Source organism: Staphylococcus caseorum, from assembly GCF_049943195.1.
Taxonomy (GTDB): domain Bacteria; phylum Bacillota; class Bacilli; order Staphylococcales; family Staphylococcaceae; genus Staphylococcus; species Staphylococcus equorum_A.
Map to the genome: position 1 here is coordinate 495,504 of NZ_JBNFUA010000001.1, position 15,391 is coordinate 510,894.

Sequence of the window (15,391 nt, forward strand, 5' to 3'; positions counted from 1 at the left end):
CTCATCCTGTAGTCTTCGACCAGTGCTTTTCCCGCAGGAGTCGGCACAAATTACTGCTATTTTTTTAAAAATAATATAATATATTTAAATTAAACAGTGGTGGAGTTTGTAATGTTGAATAAATCAAACGATAAAAGAAACAGAAACGAACGTAGCTTACCGTTGGTAGTTAGGTTATAACTTTTTAGATAAAGTACCTCGTTTCGGTACATTTAGTAAAAACTATACACGTCGTTTTCATGATACAGATTTATTTTCACAAAGAATGTAAAAATTTTTAAAACAACGTGTGAAAAGTTTGAGAACCTACGAAAGATATTAATATAGACAAAACTGGTTAAGCTCTGTTATAGAACAGTTAACGTTAAAATTAAAGCTGTTCATTTAGATTGTATTGAATCTAAAAAAATCTAATTGCATCAATTAATAGTGAGCATGTAAATAAAAAAACGAGATAATACCTAAAGATTCTAGGTATTATCTCATTTTTAAAAATCACACTTATAATAGAAGATATTGATAGTTATTATTAAAAAATGATACATGAGCATATGGTAACAGCGAGTAGTACACGCCGTTTTAACTATTAATTAAATACGATTGTTTTATTTCCTTTTGTAACTATTACTTTATGTTGAACATGGTATTCAACAGCTTGTGCTAATACACTTGATTCAACATGACGACCAATTTTTCTTAAGTCTTGAACATTATAACGATGATTAATACGTGTCACATCTTGATCAATGATAGGGCCTTCATCTAAGTCAGATGTTACATAGTGACTTGTAGCTCCGACAAGTTTCACTCCACGTTCCCAAGCTTGTTTATAAGGATTTGCTCCAATAAAAGAAGGTAAGAAGGAATGATGAATATTGATGATTTGATTTGGATATTGGCTCACGAAATCGTCACTTAAAATTTGCATATATTTTGCTAATACAATGAGTTCAATTTCGTGTTTGCCACAAATATCTAAAATATTTTTTTCAACTAAATCTTTGGCATCGTTGCTAGGCACATAATAAAAAGGAATATTAAACGTTTCTGCAAAATGTCTATTATTTTCGTGATTACTGACAACACATACAATTTCCGCAGGTATTTCTCCACGTTTCACTCTCAGTAAAACTTCATTAAAAGCATGATCTTCTTTTGAAACAAATAAGGCAATTTTAGTTTTATGACTATTATCGAATAAGTTAAATTCAATATCATTTTCACTTAGTGTTTTTTCTAAAGCTTCTTTTACTAAAGGTACTTTATTAAATTCAAATCGTAAATATAATTTTCCATCGGCATCTTGTGCATGATCATATTCTGTAAAATGATCTAAATGTAAAATATTAGAATCATATTGTGAAATGATATTTGTGATTAATGATGTAATTCCAACTTTGTCTGAGCATGTTGCTAGTAATATGTATTTATCTTCCATTTTAAGCACCTCTAATTTTGAAAAGTAACTCAGAGTATAATGAAGATTCTGAAAAAAGTAAACGGTTATAGCTCAATTTAATAACTTTTAAATTTTTTTAATCTTTTTCTATGCGTAAATGGGTAAAGTAGGCTATAATGATTAATAGTGTTTTTATCTTAAAAGTGTAATAAGTAATTTAAGAGGATAACACTTTTCACAAAAATAATACGCTTACAATCAAAATGTTTTTGTTTGTAACTTATTTATAAGATATAAGATTGATTATTTTGATAATTGCGCCAATGATAAAAAACAATGAAAATTTCATTTCACTCTTTTATTTTCTTGAAAATTGTATTAAGATGTAATTTGTGTTTCAAGAAGCGTGTATTATTGCAATTTCTTGTGTCCGGGTAAAATATTCTTTTATGAAAGGTAGATTAAAGTAATGGATAGACAGCATTTCACAGATTTAATTCAAACAAAATTTAAAATGGTACGTATTGAAGCAGGTTATACGCAAGATACGATGGCCCAAACTATTGGTCTTTCAAAAAAGACATTAGTTCAAATAGAAAAAGAGAGAGTATTACCTAACTGGACTACGTGTGTATCAATTTGTGCATTATTCAGAGATTCAGATGTTTTAAATAGTACTTTCGGTTGTGATCCTTTAGAAATGGTACAAACGATTTCTCGTAATCATTGTGCATACCCTAACCATTCTACAACAAGTGACATATACTGGAATACGATTGATAGCCGCAACGGTTTCATCTTACAAGGTAATAAAGTAAGTGATATCTATCGTGTGCTTAATAACGAAACGCAACCAATATTTGGAACGTCTAAATTAAGAGAAGCTGAAACATACTTCGGCAGAATATCAAAAGAAGAATTAATGCACGTATAATATTAATTCATTTTGTGATAGGAGAATCATTATTTATATAATTGGGTGACATGGGACTTTAAATTGTATATGAATGATTTAGTCACTTTACTCTACTTGACCTAAACAAAGATTTAGGTCTTTTTTTATTTGGTTGTTTTAGTTACTTGTGATATTTAAGAGGAATTAAGTAACTAAATATAGAAAACAAGGTATTTTTACTACACATTTTTATAGTAAGTATTATACAATGTAAAAATGATTGTAATTTAAAATTGTCTTTCAATAAAACAGAAATAAATTATAGAATTCAAAGGAGAAATCATCTATGCATACTTTTTTAATAATTGTATTTATGATGGTGATTGGAGCATTGATAGGTGGGGTAACAAATATTTTAGCAGTTAGAATGCTATTTCATCCATTTAAAACCTATTATATTTTTAATAAACGTGTGCCCTTTACACCAGGATTAATACCAAAACGTAGAAAAGAAGTCGCTGATAAGATTGGTCAAGTAGTTGAAGAACACTTATTAACAGAAAGTTTAATCCAATCAAAATTAAATGCACCATCTTCAAGACAAGCAATTGAAGAAGTATTACTTAAACAAATTCAAAAATTAAAACAAGAACATATGACATTGCAATATTTCGCTGATAAGTTAGATTTAGATGTTGCGCAGTTAGCAAATGAAAAATTAGACTTAGTGATTTCAAATAAATTAGATGCATTTTACCAAGATAATCAAACTACACCTATCAAACAGATTATTCCTGAAGAAATAGAAGCTAGTATTGATAGTAAAATAGATTTAGTTCCTGATTTATTGTTTGAAAGAGCAAGCGTGTATCTCAGTTCAGAAAAAGGTGCAGCCGATATTGCATCTATGTTGGAGACTTTCTTCAACGAAAAAGGTAAAATAGTTGGCTTATTACAAATGTTTATGACTAAAGAGAGTATTGCTGATCGTATTCAACATGAACTTATTCGTTTAACTAAACATCCTAAAGCTAAGGCAATTGCAAAACAGGTCATTGATAATGAATATGAGACTATGAAAGCTAAAAATTTAAATGAACTTGTTAGCGAAAGTCAGTACAATTCATTTAAAACTTCTATAACTGAATTAGCCATTGGTTATTTAGATGTAGATAAAGTATCAAAACAATCGTTTAATACTTTAATGCCAAGCTTTATTCATTTCTTAGAAAGTAAAGTTTCTCAAAAACTAACAGATGTTATTATAGAGAATATATCTAAACATATATCTCCAATCATGCAAAAGATTAATTTAAGACAAATGGTTGAAGAACAAATTAATACATTTGATTTAGCTTATATAGAAAGATTAATCATTGATGTCGCAAATAAAGAACTGAAATTAATTATGCTTTTAGGTTTTTTATTAGGGGGCATAATAGGGCTATTACAGGGCGTAATTGCAATTTTTGTATAACATATTAAATTATGTTATTGTAATACCGATGTGGTTTTCACACATATACAAAAAAGGAGTGAAGCATAGTGGCAGTAAATTTACACGATCATGCAAATCAATTAGAACAAGCTTTAAGAGAAAGTGATGAATACCAAGCTATTCAAAAAGCTTATGCAAATGTTAAAGAAAATAAAGAGTCAAAAGAATTATTTGACGAATTCCGTGAAACTCAATTAGAATTCCAACAAAAACAAATGCAAGGTGAAGAAATCGGTGAAGAAGAGCTACAAAAAGCACAAGAACAAGCTCAAAAAATCGAAAATGATTCAAACATTTCAGAATTAATGGCTGCTGAACAAAACATGAGCCAAGTATTCCAAGAAATCAACCAAATCATTGTTAAACCTTTAGACGAAATCTACGCTGACTAATATCAATTAATCAGATTTTTGATTTCCAGCTACAATACATTTTATGTATTGTAGTTTTTTTTGTTTTATCGACTGAATCTTAGACAATGTGGTAAAATATAGAGATACAAGGTATTCGCATGCACACATCTTAAAAGTTGAATGAACAACTAATTCATTTATAGATTGTCTTGCATGTATCATCTTAATTAAACCTTTAGATAAAGGAGAACTGTACTGTATGGTGAAATTTATTCATTGTGCTGACTTACATTTAGATAGCCCGTTTAAGTCAAGAAGCTATTTAAGTCAGTCGATTTTTGAAGATATGCAAAAAAGTGCGTACGAAAGCTTTAAAAAAATAGTAGATTTAGCATTGAATGAAGAAATAGATTTTATGATTGTTTCTGGTGATTTATTTGACCAACAGAATCGGACATTACGTGCAGAAGTGTTTTTGAAAGAGCAATTTGAGCGCTTATCTAAAGAACAAATATTCGTATATATTTGTCATGGCAATCATGATCCTTTATCATCGAATATTGGAACAGAATGGCCAGATAATGTTTCAGTGTTCTCAGAAAATGTTGAAACTTATCAAACAATCACTAAAAATGGAGAAGAAATCTATCTTCACGGCTTTAGTTATCAAAATGATGCGAGTTACGAAAATAAATTAGATGCTTATCCATCAAGTCAAGGTCAAAAGGGAATCCACATTGGCATACTTCATGGTACATATAGTAAATCTAGTGCGAAAGACCGCTATACAGAATTTAGATTAGAAGATTTAAACAATAAGCTGTATCATTATTGGGCATTAGGTCATATTCATGAACGTCAACAATTAAGCGATATGCCTCAAATTCACTATCCAGGTAATATACAAGGCCGACACTTTAAAGAATTAGGTGAAAAAGGTTGTTTACTCGTAGAAGGCGACGATCTAAATCTCGAGGCTAAATTTGTACCTACACAATTTATTCGCTTTGAAAAAGCAACGCTTGAAACAGATAAAACTTCTAAGCAAGGTCTTTTTGAAGCAATTCAAACTTTTAAAACACAAGTGAGAAAAAATGGTAAATCGATTTATCAATTAAAGGTTATTGTTAATTCCGATCAATTGATACCTGAACAAGATGTCATACAAGTTCATGAAATGATTAGTGATTATGAAGAAAATGAACATAACTTTGTATTTATTGAAAATTTAACAATCAACAATAAATATGAAGATCAAAATACATTAGTAAAAGAGTTCTCACCAGAGTTAATCGATGACAACACTGTTTATGATAAAGCTATGAACGATTTATATTTAAACCCTAAAGCTTCTAAATATCTAGAAAATTATAGTGATTTTGATCGACGTGGTTTGATAGAACATGCCGAAGAATTATTAAAGTCAGATATGAGGGAGGAATAATATGAAAATTAAATCGTTAGAGATATATGGTTATGGTAGATTTATACAAAGAACAATCGAATTTGATGAGACCTTCACTGAAATATATGGTGAAAACGAAACTGGAAAGTCTACGATACAAGCTTTTATTCACTCCATCTTATTTGGTTTTCCAACAAAAAAAGAAAATGAGCCGCGCTTAGAACCACGATTAGGTAACCAATATGGTGGTAAATTAACTTTAATTCAAGATGATGGCACATTAGTTGATGTAGAGCGTATAAAGGGTAGTGCAGTAGGCGATGTGAAAGTTTATTTACCTAATGGCACGATTAAAGATGAAAATTGGTTGAAAAAAGAATTGAATTTTATTTCTAAACGTACATACCAAGGTATTTTTTCTTTTGATGTACTTGGGTTACAAGATATTCATAAAAATATGGATGAGACACAATTACAAAATTATTTATTACAAGCGGGTGCATTAGGTTCTACAGAATTTACTAGCATGCGTGGCATTTTAAATGAGAAAAAAGAAATGTTATATAAGAAAAATGGACGTAATCCAATTATTAATCGGCAATTAGATCAGTTGAAAGACTTAGAGAGTCAAATTAGAGCAGAAGAGTCGAAGTTAACTACTTATAAAAGACTTGTGGATGATAAAGATAAATCAGAACGCAGGTTAGATAATATAAAGCAAAACCTAGCACAGTTATCTAAAATGCATAACGAAAAACAAAAAGAACTCACTTTGCATGAACAAACACAAGAATGGAAAACATTAGAATCTCAACTAAATATTGAACCGGTACTTTTCCCAGAACAAGGTATTGATCGCTACGAATCTGCAAAAATCCAAACCCAAAACCTTAAAAGAGATTTGGGTTTAAGAGAAGAAAAGTTAGCACATCTTAAATCAGAAAACGAAAAAATCAATGTTCCGAAACAAAGTGATATAGATGCTTTCAATCATTTACACCAACAAGAGAATGAAATTAAACAAAAAGAATACGAACTTAAAGCTATTGAAAAAGACATCCAAGATAAAGAGCGCGAAAAGACTGGTCTGAAGTCTAATATTGGCTGGCATGATGTGCATCATCAAGTTGACAGTTCAGAAGCAATGAAAAGCTTTGTAAGTAATCAAATTAAAAACAAACAAGAACAAACTGCATTTGTACAACAACTCGAACGTAATATCGAAGAAAATAAAATTGATCAAGAGACCAATGCTACGGAAATAGATGCTTTAGAGGCAGATATTGTACCTGAAGAAAATTTTGAAAAGAAAAAACAATATAATAAACAAGTATTTGAGCTTCAAGAAAAGAATAACCTTTACCAAAAAATGAAAGAGGCTTTTGATAAAGATCAACGAGAAAATGAGAAAAAACAGAATTTATTACGCATAAGCTTAATTATATTAGCAGTAATAAGTATAGGACTAACGATTTTCTCATTCGTATCTGCGAACATACTCTTTGGCGTCGTATTTACGATATTGTCAGTCATATTTATCATAGGCGTTTTCTTTGTAAAATCTAAGGAAATAGGCCATAGTGAAACTTTCTCAAAAGAAATAGATGATTTGCAACGACAAATTACGCATTTAGAAGATAATTATGATCTTGACTTTGACTTGGATGATCAATACCGAGTGCGAGAACAGTTGCATAGTACAGTTAAGACAAAAGAAGCACTTGATAAAAAGGCCGACTATTTAGCAACGAGTTTAGACCAAGCTCAAAAACAATATCAAGAAGCACAAGACAGTATTCATAAAGTTAAAACAGATTTGCATTTATCTGATAAAATGTCAGATGAACTGATCATTGATAGTATTGGCACAATGAATAAGATTAAAGACTACGATAAACATATCGATGAACTTAAAGAACAAGCGCGTCAATTACGTGAATCGTTAGAAGCATTTTATGCGCATGCTAAAGAAATAACCAATAATCAATTTACGTATTTTAATGATTTATCACTATTCCATGACATTAGACAGTGGCTCAAAGAAGAAACAAGTAATCTTGAAAAATGGAATAGAAACGATGAGCAAATCAAATTAATTGAGAGTGAAGTATCGCAACTACACAATCGATTAAACGAAAATAATAATGTGATTACACAGTTATTTGGCTATGTTAATGCTTCTGATGAAGAGAGTTATTATCAACAGCATGTACAATATCAAAATTATCAACAACAAATGACAAGGTTTAATGATTTATCGAAATACTTAGAGAATCAAAATTATAATTATGATTTAAGCTCAAGGTTAAGTGAAAAGACTTATGCGCAATTAACGCATGAAGATGAAGTCTTAGCACGACAAGTAGACGAATATAATGATCAATATTTAGAAATGCAGTCAGAAGTTAGTGACTTAAACGCAAAAATAACTGATATGGAAACAGACAAGACATTAGCTGATTTAAGACATAGATTCCATATTCTTAAAAATAAAGTAAATGATGAAGCAAAAGATTGGGCAAGTCTGAGTTACTTACAATCTTTAGTAGAAGGTCACATTGAACAAATTAAAGATAAACGTTTACCAGAAGTGATAAGCGAAGCAACTGATATATTTACGCATTTAACAAATGGTCATTACGTACAAGTGACTTATGCTAACGATGAATTAATGGTGAAACAACAAAATGGTCAAATGTATGAACCAGTAGAACTCAGTCAGTCTACTAAAGAAATACTTTATATTTCATTACGATTGAGTTTAATCAAAACGTTAAAACCATACTATCCATTTCCAATTATCATTGATGATGCATTTGTACATTTTGATAAGCAACGCAAAGAAATTATGATGAATTATTTAAGACAAATGCCGAAAGATTATCAAATTTTATTCTTTACATGTGTGAAAGATACAAGTGTGCCTTCAAAACAAATCATTACGTTGAATAAATTCGAGGAAGGCGGTAAATAATGAGAAACGTAGAAAATTTAAAGCCTGGAGATTCTGTAGATCACTTTTTTCTAATTCATAAAGCAATACAAGGTGTGACAGCTCAAGGCAAAGATTATATGACACTACATTTACAAGATAAAAGTGGGGATATAGAATCTAAATTATGGACGGTTTCAAAAGAAGATATGAAAATATTAGAGCCTGAACAAATTGTCCATGTTACTGGTGATGTTATCAATTATCGTGGTAGAAAACAGATGAAAATCAATAAAATACAGTTAGCTAAACCAGAAGATAATATGAAAACACAAGATTTTGTTGATGGTGCGCCATTAACACCAGATGAAATTCAAGAAGAAGTTTCACATTATATGCTAGATATTGAAAATGCTACGCTACAACGTATTACGCGTCATTTGATACGTAAGCATCAAGAAGCATTTTTCACATTCCCAGCGGCAAGTACACATCACCATAACTTTTCTAGTGGTTTAAGTTATCATGTATTAACGATGTTGCGTGTTGCTAAATCTATATGTGATATTTATCCTTTACTTAACCGTAGTTTATTATATAGCTCAATTATTTTACATGATTTAGGTAAAGTAAGAGAATTAAGCGGACCAGTTGCTACATCGTACACAGTAGAAGGTAATTTACTTGGTCACATCTCCATAGCGAGTGATGAAGTTGCAGAAGCGGCAAGAGAGTTGAATCTTGACGGAGAAGAAGTACTTTTATTGCGCCATATGATTTTAGCACATCATGGTAAGATGGAATATGGTTCTCCTAAGTTACCGCACATGAAAGAAGCAGAAATATTATTCTTTATTGATAATATCGATGCTAAAATGAATATGTTTGAAAAAGCATATAAGAAAACGGATAAAGGTCAATTTACTGAGCGTATTTTTGGACTAGATGGCAGACAGTTTTATAATCCAACGTCACTAGACTAATCACGTCATTGTTTATATAAGAGGATAGTTTGGAACATCAAGAACACATCCTCAAATTAAATACACCAAGCCATTTGTTTTTCTGTTGGCTTGGTGTTTTCTATTATAAAAAAGGCTGATAGAATCTCTTTTAGAATCTATCAGCCTTTTTGAATTTGTGTGAGCTATTTCAGAGACACTGTGATGGCTTTTTATTGTCCTGTAGACATTCCAGCGCCACCTTGTTGCATAGCTTGTTGCTGTTGCTGTTGTTGCTGTTGTTTTATTTTTTCTGGGTTTAAGATTGAATCTTCAATAGCTTTTTTGATATCTCTATCCTTATAGTCTACATTATATTCATCTAATAATTCTTTGTATGCATCTGTTAATAGTTTAGGCTCTTTTTGTACTTTAGATTGTAATAATTGAGATTTAAGTTTATCTTTTTGTTTATCAAAGTCGTCTTCTTTGTCTGCTTTAATAATATGATAACCATAATCTGTTTTCACTACTTTAGAAATTTCGCCTTCTTTAAGTTTAAAGAGAGCTTTTTCAAATTTATCTTCCATTTGGCCTTTCATAACATAACCTAAGCTACCGTCTTTTTTAGCTGATGATTTATCTCCTGATTCTTCTTTTGCGATTTCACCAAATTTGTCTGGATCTTTATCGACTTGTTTTTTGATTTTTTCTGCTTTTGCTTTTGCATCTTTATCAGATAAACCTTCTTTATCATCTTCATTTTCTTTTACTTTAATTAAGATATGAGAACCTTTTTTAGTGTTTTCTTTGATTTCTTTATCTGAAACATCGACTTTGTCATTAAGTAATTCTTTTTGATAAGCTTGCGTTTTCTTCTGTTCTTTATAATCACTTATAGACATTTTTTGCTGTTTTAACATACTTTCAAATTGTTCTTTACCGCCATATTGTTTTTGTTCTTTTTCAACTTCTTTGTCGATGTCTTTCGTATTAACTTCGTCTTTATATTTATCTGCTAGTAATTTGTTTAATAAGATTGAGAATGAACTGTTGGCAATTTGTTCATCGCCCATTTTGCTCATGACATCTTCTACTTTAACGTCTCCAGCTTTTGATGAAATAATCGTATCATCTTTTGAATCTGTTGCACTACTACCACAAGCACTTAATAGCAACGCGCTTGCCGTAACCGGAAGTATAACTTTTTTAAATGTTTTCATGGTTGGAAACTCCTTTTGTAATAATAACAACGTAAATATAACATATTATGCTGTGTTCACCAATAAGAAACCCTATTTCTAAGACTATAGTATTAGTAAATATATAAAAAAATAGATTATTAAAATTAATTTGAATAAAAAACAAAAAAGTGGGATAGAAATCAAAATTTAAAATTTGATTTCTATCCCACCCACAAGACGTATTAGGTATCTGATAGATAGCATGCTGCTTGTATGTCAAAGACACTATGCATTATTGTTCATATTTAGTGTCAACTTTATTTAGAATATTAATACCAGTTTGATGTTCTTCTATATATGAACCTTCATTGGAAAATAGTATTATTTTTAAATAAAGAAAATCCATTACTGAATAACCCATATTTAATGCAAGAATAAACATAAAGTAGTGACCAAATTGTGGGAACTGTATGCTGGCATATGCACAGATGCTCGTAATAATGATTACAGGCGTAATTAAATCAAAGCAAAAGTAATATTTATTTACAGGTGTGTTCACATACGTATTATAAAAAGGAACGGATTTATGTCGCACTAATTTATATTTTTTGAAAGATTTATAATAAGGAAACAGAAATACTAAATGAATTGCTTTATGAATAGGGTATAAGATCACCACTAACACTAAAAATACTAAAAAATATTGATCCGTCAATTTCGTATTGGAAAAGAAATACAAAATTTCATAGGCAATTAAGAATGTAATGATCGTTGTGACTAAACTTAGAAATGCGATTCTAGGTAAGCCGAAACGTGCATTTATATCAATTTGGCGTGTACATAGATACATAACTAAATCATGCTCCTCTACTTAATAAATATCAGCACTTATATACTTTCGTATTATCTATCCTAACAGTAAAAAGGTCAAGATAATTTTGAATATGTAATAGGGCGCATATAAAAGAAGAAATAAGCGATCAATTGAATGCTTTTATAGGAGTTTATATCAGTATATAAAAAGAGCTGTAAACCTCATTATGGACAATGCTAAAGGTTACAGCTCTATGTTTAGGTTTGATAGATGTTTAGCATAAAATCAATTGAATAACTGTAGGTTACTTATCTTTTTCAAAAGTTTTGCTAATTTCTTCGCCACGATTTTGTAAATTCTCGATATGAGACTGTAATTTTTCAATGTTAGGGTTGATATCAGATTTGAAATCACCAATCATTGTTTTCACTTCATCACCAATTGTACTACCAAATTCTGTACTTTCAGATTTAATTTGAGAGATATAATTCGTAATATCATTTATACTTTGCTTAATGGTATTAATTTCTCTATCAACTTCTGATTCAGCGCCGGCAGGTCTTTTTGTTTGTGCATTAAATTGGTTAGACTCTCTTTTATCGCGATTCATTAAAGCAAAGCCAAGACCAGTTGCAACGCCAGCACCAAGACCTAATAATATTTGAGCTGTTTTCATAAAAATTCTCCTCATTTCTAAATAATATCGCATTCTTTAATATGTTTTATATACCCCGTATGAGATAAGATAAGCATATTTAGTCGAATTGAGCTGCTATTTCTTGTGCGAGTTTAGCTTTTTGGTCATCATCAATCGTATCTTCATGCGTTTCCCATTTATAGCCAAAGCCATCCACATCGTTTTCATATCTTGGTAAAAAGTGGAAATGAAGATGGAAGACAGATTGATCGGCAAATTCACCATTATTCTGTATAATATTTAATCCATCAGGGTTAAATGCTTTTTTAATCGCATTTGCCACTTTAGGTAATGCTGCACCAATATGTTTCATTGTCTCAGTATCTGTTTCGAAAATATTGGCTGATGCTTTTTTAGGAACTAATAGTGTGTGACCTTTTGTAACTTGAGAAATGTCTAAAAATGCGTAAACATAATCATCTTCGTATACTTTATGGCTAGGTATGTCACCATCAATAATTTTACTAAAGACTGTTTCTGACATGAATCTTCACTCCTTGTAAGATTGTTACTGACTATTATAGCATTAGTATATTATTTCCGTCATTTTTCGCAGTAAATTTATGCCTATAGACTGATTTTTGATACAATATAATTTGTGGAGGTGCCATATGACAGTAAAAATAGAACATTTAACAGGCGGTTATGGTAAACGACCTGTAATTAAAAATATAAATTTTGAATTAACCCAAGGTGAAATTGTTGGGCTTATTGGATTAAATGGAGCAGGTAAAAGTACGACAATCAAGCACATGCTTGGTTTACTGACACCTATGGAAGGTGAGATGACAATTTCTAATATAAATATAAAACAAGATGTTGAAACTTATAGAAGAAAATTATCTTATATTCCAGAGTCTCCAGTTATTTATGAAGAATTAACATTGCAAGAACATATCTCCATGACAGCCATGGCTTATAATATTAGCAAAGAAGCTGCAATGGAGAAGGCACAACCTTTATTAAAAACATTTCGCTTAGAAGATAAATTAAATATATTTCCAAGCCACTTTTCTAAAGGTATGAAGCAAAAAGTAATGATTATTTGTGCCTTTATTGTAGATCCAGAATTATACATTATTGATGAACCATTTCTTGGATTAGATCCTCTAGGCATTCAATCAATGTTAGATTTAATGGTTGAGAAAAAAGACGAAGGTCGTACTGTATTAATGAGTACACATATTTTAGCAACTGCAGAAAGATACTGCGATAGATTCTTAATTATGGACGAAGGGCAAATTGTAGCATTCGGAAACTTAGATGAACTAAGAGCACAAACAGGCTTAGAAGGTAAAACATTAGATGAAATATATATCCATGTCACACAAGGTGGCCAACAAACATGAACCAAAATGCGAAACAATTATTTAATACAAGAAAACAAGAGATAAGCAAAGAAAAGCAATACTATAATAAATTCATCTTTAATGGCCATTTCTCCGTATTTCTTGTAATTATGTTTGGTGCCTTTCTAGTAGGCTATGGTGATTGGCTACAATCTATACCACATGATTTTAATTACGCTTTGATTGCTAGTATCGTCGTAGCATTAACATCTATGTTTCCAATTAGAACGTTGCTTAAAGATGCAGATAGACTTTTTCTATTACCATTTGAAAAACATATGTCAGAATATATGAAACATAGTTTGATTTATAGTTACTTTTCTCGAATAGGGTTTCAAGTATTAATACTAATTGTGTTATTCCCATTGTTTTTTGTGATTAATAATCAAACGTTTGGTTTTTATATTTTGTTTGCTGTATTAGCACTCATTTTCCCATTACTAGGTTTATTATTAAAATGGCAATGGTATAAATACCGATTAGAAGGTTGGTCTCTGTATGTATTACTCTTTATTATTTTCACCTCGGGATATTACTTAGCATTAGAGCCGAAACAATTATCAAGTATTACTTCTGTTTTCGTCCTCGTGGGTATAACAATGTTAATCCGTTATCAAAATAAGACACATTTATATCCTTGGGAAAAAATGATTAAATCAGAACATCAACATCACATGAATTATTATAAATTCGTTAATATGTTCACAGATGTAAAACATCTTAAAGAAACAGCAGTAAGAAGAAGTTATCTAGATCCATTGTTGATTACGCCTAAGCGTAAAAAGTTTAATTCAAATTATATGTATCTTTATTTATTTATAAGAAGTTTTGTACGTGGTAAAGATGCTTTTAATATTATTTTAAGGTTAGTAATGCTTGCACTTGTTTTAATGTTTTGGTTAGAACAACCTATTATCATGTTAATTATTGGTAGCTTGTTTATGTACATTATCTTATTACAAATGGCACAATTTTATACACAACAAGCCTATGGGTTGTGGCCCCAGGTGTGGCCCGTTACTGAATCGAAAGTAATAAAAGGATATGAACAATTCTTGTATAGATTAATGTTAATTGTAGGAGCGTTATTTATTATCATCTATGCTGTAGTATTTCCACTCTATAGTTACTTTGGTTTGTTATACTTCCTTGTAGGTTGGCTAACAATTGTAAATGTCATTAAAAAACTTAAATATCAAGAAACATTGTTAAGAGATTAAAAAAAGTCGTTTCTCGATGTGTTAGATAGTTTATCTAGCGCATAAGAAACGACTTTTTATTTTAAAAATTGTAATTTTCAATATTAATTATCATCAATCGGGAATAAATATCTTTCGAAATAACTCGAATGTTGACGACTTGAGCCGAAGAACTGGCTTAGTGCCAGCTTATCAAAGTTGTCTTTGAATAAAGACGAAGCTCTAAAATCTTCATAAGCATTTCTACTTTCGAAGCCAAAGTAAATCTTATATGTTAAACCTTGTTCCGGCTTTAAGAAACGATAACTTCTATAACCAGCAAATTGATTGAAATCAGTAGAAAAGCCTTCCAATTTTTTCTCTAATTGATAAGCATGATCTTCTGAAGTCGGAATAAATATTACTGAATAAAAGTTATTCTCATCTAAATCGCCCTCAGCCTTTAGAACTTCATAAACTAAAGGTTGTTTTAAAACGGATTGATTATCTGTTTCTTCAATGATTACTGAAGAGTCAGAAGCTGAAAATTGTAATAAGTTATGATCAGGGTTATTAAGTCTGATTTGATTCAAATAACCAAAAGTACCATAAGATGCATAAATTTTCATAAGATTTCCCCCTTGCTTTGTTTAAGAAAGTGTATATAACTATTATACTGTACTATAGATATATCTATGTTATCAAATAAATATAATAATAGTCTTTGATAACATTATAATAGATTT

Annotated in this window: 14 protein-coding genes and 1 pseudogene; 9 read left to right on the forward strand and 6 right to left on the reverse strand. The window is 30.3% G+C overall.

Annotation, left to right across the window (positions count from 1 at the left end):
- Positions 1-118: 118 nt before the first annotated feature.
- Positions 119-262, forward strand: a pseudogene (locus tag ACP3TL_RS02695) (transposase); the annotation flags it as partial.
- Positions 263-586: 324 nt separating this feature from the next.
- Here the strand turns inward: ACP3TL_RS02695 and purU are convergent.
- On the reverse strand, positions 587-1,438 hold the full coding sequence (purU, locus tag ACP3TL_RS02700; RefSeq protein WP_046466329.1) for a formyltetrahydrofolate deformylase: 852 nt from the start codon (positions 1,436-1,438) through the stop codon (positions 587-589).
- 430 nt (positions 1,439-1,868) lie between these two features.
- On the opposite strand from purU, the gene xdrA reads away from it, so the two are divergent.
- The 6 genes from xdrA to yhaM all read left to right on the forward strand — a co-directional run bounded on the left by xdrA (position 1,869) and on the right by yhaM (position 9,465).
- Positions 1,869-2,333 (forward strand): XRE family transcriptional regulator XdrA, encoded by a 465-nt coding sequence (gene xdrA, locus ACP3TL_RS02705; RefSeq protein WP_046466330.1) that lies wholly within the window; start codon positions 1,869-1,871, stop codon positions 2,331-2,333.
- A 307-nt stretch (positions 2,334-2,640) separates the two neighbouring features.
- Positions 2,641-3,771, forward strand: a complete 1,131-nt coding sequence (locus tag ACP3TL_RS02710; RefSeq protein ID WP_046466331.1) for a DUF445 domain-containing protein — start codon at positions 2,641-2,643, stop codon at positions 3,769-3,771.
- A 68-nt stretch (positions 3,772-3,839) separates the two neighbouring features.
- Entirely contained in the window at positions 3,840-4,184 is a 345-nt protein-coding gene (locus tag ACP3TL_RS02715) for a YlbF/YmcA family competence regulator (protein ID WP_046466332.1), read from the forward strand.
- A gap of 220 nt (positions 4,185-4,404) precedes the next feature.
- Positions 4,405-5,589 (forward strand): metallophosphoesterase family protein, encoded by a 1,185-nt coding sequence (locus tag ACP3TL_RS02720; RefSeq protein ID WP_046466333.1) that lies wholly within the window; start codon positions 4,405-4,407, stop codon positions 5,587-5,589.
- A gap of 1 nt (position 5,590) precedes the next feature.
- Entirely contained in the window at positions 5,591-8,524 is a 2,934-nt protein-coding gene (locus tag ACP3TL_RS02725; protein ID WP_046466334.1) for an AAA family ATPase, read from the forward strand.
- Positions 8,524-9,465, forward strand: coding sequence for a 3'-5' exoribonuclease YhaM (yhaM, locus tag ACP3TL_RS02730; RefSeq protein ID WP_046466335.1), 942 nt, complete (start codon positions 8,524-8,526; stop codon positions 9,463-9,465). Before ACP3TL_RS02725 ends, yhaM begins: the two co-directional genes overlap by 1 nt.
- A 191-nt stretch (positions 9,466-9,656) precedes the next feature.
- On the opposite strand, the gene prsA is transcribed toward yhaM, so the two are convergent.
- From prsA to ACP3TL_RS02750, 4 genes are all read right to left on the reverse strand, one after another.
- The gene (prsA, locus tag ACP3TL_RS02735; RefSeq protein WP_285325707.1) at positions 9,657-10,646 is read right to left on the reverse strand and encodes a peptidylprolyl isomerase PrsA; all 990 of its coding nucleotides are present in this window, start codon (positions 10,644-10,646) and stop codon (positions 9,657-9,659) included.
- Between the two features lie 253 nt (positions 10,647-10,899).
- Positions 10,900-11,457: a DUF3267 domain-containing protein gene (locus ACP3TL_RS02740; RefSeq protein ID WP_002507252.1), complete on the reverse strand. Its 558-nt coding sequence runs from the start codon at positions 11,455-11,457 to the stop codon at positions 10,900-10,902.
- A 268-nt stretch (positions 11,458-11,725) separates the two neighbouring features.
- A complete protein-coding gene (locus tag ACP3TL_RS02745) occupies positions 11,726-12,097 on the reverse strand; it encodes a YtxH domain-containing protein (RefSeq protein WP_046466337.1) in 372 nt (123 codons plus the stop codon).
- A 79-nt stretch (positions 12,098-12,176) separates the two neighbouring features.
- Positions 12,177-12,602 carry an HIT family protein gene (locus ACP3TL_RS02750; protein ID WP_046466338.1) on the reverse strand — a complete coding sequence of 142 codons (426 nt, stop codon included), beginning with the start codon at positions 12,600-12,602 and terminating at the stop codon, positions 12,177-12,179.
- A 127-nt stretch (positions 12,603-12,729) separates the two neighbouring features.
- On the opposite strand from ACP3TL_RS02750, the gene ecsA reads away from it, so the two are divergent.
- Complete coding sequence (ecsA, locus tag ACP3TL_RS02755; RefSeq protein WP_046466339.1) at positions 12,730-13,467, forward strand: ABC transporter ATP-binding protein EcsA; 738 nt, start codon at positions 12,730-12,732, stop codon at positions 13,465-13,467.
- Complete coding sequence (ecsB, locus tag ACP3TL_RS02760) at positions 13,464-14,687, forward strand: ABC transporter permease EcsB (protein WP_046466340.1); 1,224 nt, start codon at positions 13,464-13,466, stop codon at positions 14,685-14,687. Before ecsA ends, ecsB begins: the two co-directional genes overlap by 4 nt.
- A gap of 83 nt (positions 14,688-14,770) precedes the next feature.
- On the opposite strand, the gene ACP3TL_RS02765 is transcribed toward ecsB, so the two are convergent.
- Positions 14,771-15,274: a signal transduction protein TRAP gene (locus ACP3TL_RS02765; protein WP_046466341.1), complete on the reverse strand. Its 504-nt coding sequence runs from the start codon at positions 15,272-15,274 to the stop codon at positions 14,771-14,773.
- Between the last annotated feature and the right edge of the window lie 117 nt (positions 15,275-15,391).

Excerpts from the sequence above, each read along its gene's own strand:
- purU (WP_046466329.1), bottom strand. The coding sequence starts at position 1,438 with ATGGAAGATAAATACATATTACTAGCAACATGCTCAGACAAAGTTGGA.
- xdrA (WP_046466330.1), top strand. The coding sequence starts at position 1,869 with ATGGATAGACAGCATTTCACAGATTTAATTCAAACAAAATTTAAAATG.
- ACP3TL_RS02710 (WP_046466331.1), top strand. The coding sequence starts at position 2,641 with ATGCATACTTTTTTAATAATTGTATTTATGATGGTGATTGGAGCATTG.
- ACP3TL_RS02720 (WP_046466333.1), top strand. The coding sequence starts at position 4,405 with ATGGTGAAATTTATTCATTGTGCTGACTTACATTTAGATAGCCCGTTT.
- ACP3TL_RS02725 (WP_046466334.1), top strand. The coding sequence starts at position 5,591 with ATGAAAATTAAATCGTTAGAGATATATGGTTATGGTAGATTTATACAA.
- yhaM (WP_046466335.1), top strand. The coding sequence starts at position 8,524 with ATGAGAAACGTAGAAAATTTAAAGCCTGGAGATTCTGTAGATCACTTT.
- prsA (WP_285325707.1), bottom strand. The coding sequence starts at position 10,646 with ATGAAAACATTTAAAAAAGTTATACTTCCGGTTACGGCAAGCGCGTTG.
- ACP3TL_RS02740 (WP_002507252.1), bottom strand. The coding sequence starts at position 11,457 with ATGTATCTATGTACACGCCAAATTGATATAAATGCACGTTTCGGCTTA.
- ACP3TL_RS02745 (WP_046466337.1), bottom strand. The coding sequence starts at position 12,097 with ATGAAAACAGCTCAAATATTATTAGGTCTTGGTGCTGGCGTTGCAACT.
- ACP3TL_RS02750 (WP_046466338.1), bottom strand. The coding sequence starts at position 12,602 with ATGTCAGAAACAGTCTTTAGTAAAATTATTGATGGTGACATACCTAGC.
- ecsA (WP_046466339.1), top strand. The coding sequence starts at position 12,730 with ATGACAGTAAAAATAGAACATTTAACAGGCGGTTATGGTAAACGACCT.
- ecsB (WP_046466340.1), top strand. The coding sequence starts at position 13,464 with ATGAACCAAAATGCGAAACAATTATTTAATACAAGAAAACAAGAGATA.
- ACP3TL_RS02765 (WP_046466341.1), bottom strand. The coding sequence starts at position 15,274 with ATGAAAATTTATGCATCTTATGGTACTTTTGGTTATTTGAATCAAATC.